Below are 2,052 nucleotides of genomic sequence, written 5' to 3' on the forward strand. Positions count from 1 at the left end.
TCTCGAGGCCGACCTCGAGCAGCTCCGCGGCATCGACGTTGTCGTCGACGAGCAGCAGACGCAGGGGGCTCTCGGGCACGGCCCCGGTCGCGAGGGGAACCTGTTCCCGTCGCGCCTCCCCGGTGGACGCTGCCTCGGCCCGTGCATGTCTCGGTAGCCAGACCGAGAAGGTGCTGCCCCGACCGGGTCCGTCGCTGTGTGCCTCGACACGGCCACCATGGGCCTCGACGAGACTCCGCACGAGCGCCAGACCAATGCCCAGCCCCCCCACGTTCCGCTCGGAGGAGGGAGTCCCTCGGACGAACGGCTCGAAGAGCCGGGGAACGAGGTCCGGCGGCAGTCCCTGCCCATTGTCATCGACGACGAGCACGAGGCCCTCATCGCGCTCGCGGGCCCGCACCTGGATGCGCCCGCCGGGCGGCGTGTACTTCGCCGCGTTCGTGAGCAGATTGGCGACCACCTGCGTCAGCCGATCCGCGTCCGCCAGCACCTTCGTGCCCGAGGAGGGCACGTCGACCTCGAGCACATGCCGCCGCTGCTCGATGAGCGGGGCCGCCGCCTCCACGGCCCGGGCGACCACGGACGAAAGCTCGATGGGCTCGCGGTGAAGCGACATCTGCCCGCGAGAGATCCGGGCCAGGTCGAGCAGATCATCCACGAGGCGGACGACATGCCGGAGCTGCCGCGCGATGACCTCGTGCTCGGGCGTGGACGCCAGGCCCCGCAGGCGGAGCACCTCCATCGAGCTCACGATGGGCGCGAGCGGGTTGCGCAGCTCGTGCCCGAGCAGGGCGAGGAACACGTCCTTGGCCCGCGTGGCCTCGACAGCCTCGGCCCGAGCCTCTTCGGCGAGGGCGAGGAGTGCGTCGCGCTCGCGCTCACGAGCCTGAAGCAGCCGCCCGGAGCTTTCCAGCGCCTCGCCGAGCTGACCGAGCTCACACACGCTGGACGGCTCCATGTGGGGAGGGGTTCCCAGCGCCAGGGCGGCCGCGGCGTTCACGGCCTGGGTGATGGACCGCTCGATCCATCGCGAGAAGACCCAGACCCCGCTCGCGCTCACGAGCAGCAGCACGAGGCCGAGCCCTCCCACGGCGAGCATCGCGTCCCGCACGGGGGCGTCCATGACCTGCCTGGGACTGATGATGGCCGCGGTCCAACCGAAGGACCGCGACCGACTGAAGGCCACGTAGACGGACGCGCCATCCATCGACTCGTCGGCGTACACGTCCTCGTGCGAGGCCCGGGTGTGCGCCAGGAAAGAGGGCGTCGCCGACTGTCCGACGAAGCGCGCGGGGTCGCGAGTGCGGGCAGCCACCCTCCCTTGCTGATCGACCAGCGTGCGCGTCCACTCCTCGTACCCGGACGACTGGCTGGCGACCACCTGGGCGAGGGACTCCGGCGTGATGATGGCCGAGAGCACGTACCGGGGCACGCCATCGCGCATCACCGGCACCCGGACGGGAAAGGCGAACTCCCGTCGCGCGGCCCGGCCCACGGCGAGGTCTCCGACGAGGGGCTGTTGCGTCTGGAGGACGCGTGCGAAGCTCTCCGGCTCGGCGACGGCCGGCAGCGGAGCGCCCCACGGGAGGGAGGTATTCAGCAGCGGCTGTCCGTCCGAGGAGTGCAGCAGCACGAGCTTCCACGCTGGCTGCGTGCGACGCACCCGCTCGCACTCCGGGAGGAAGGCCTCCAGGTCGCCGCGAGCGAGCGGCTCGGACTCGGCCAGCGCTTGGAGCGTCCGGATGGAGCCGGAGATCTCCCGCTCGAAGTCCGCCGCGAGCGCACGCGCCGACTGGACCGCACGCCGCTCGGTGGCCTCGCGCTCCAGGCTCGCCAGCTGGAAGGCCACGACCGCGGCGAAGGCGACGGCGGGAAGCAGTGTCCCAACCGCGAGCCGGACGAGATGCCAGCGGAGTGGGAGGGACGGTGGCTGCGTCACACCGTGGCCATCGCCGCCACCGTCACGACGAGCACGAACTTGGAGAAGGGCAGCGGCTTCGTCAGCACACCGGACTTCGGCCACTTGTAGGCATCACACTCCACCCGCCCGAG

Annotated in this window: 1 protein-coding gene; it reads right to left on the reverse strand. The window is 71.4% G+C overall.

All coding sequences use genetic code 11. The features are described from left to right. On the reverse strand, positions 1-1,849 hold a 1,849-nt coding region (locus tag VF794_RS06365), incomplete at its 3' end, for a sensor histidine kinase (protein WP_331108285.1). Positions 1,850-2,052 lie beyond the last annotated feature (203 nt).

This window comes from Archangium sp. (assembly GCF_036389735.1).
GTDB lineage: Bacteria > Myxococcota > Myxococcia > Myxococcales > Myxococcaceae > Archangium.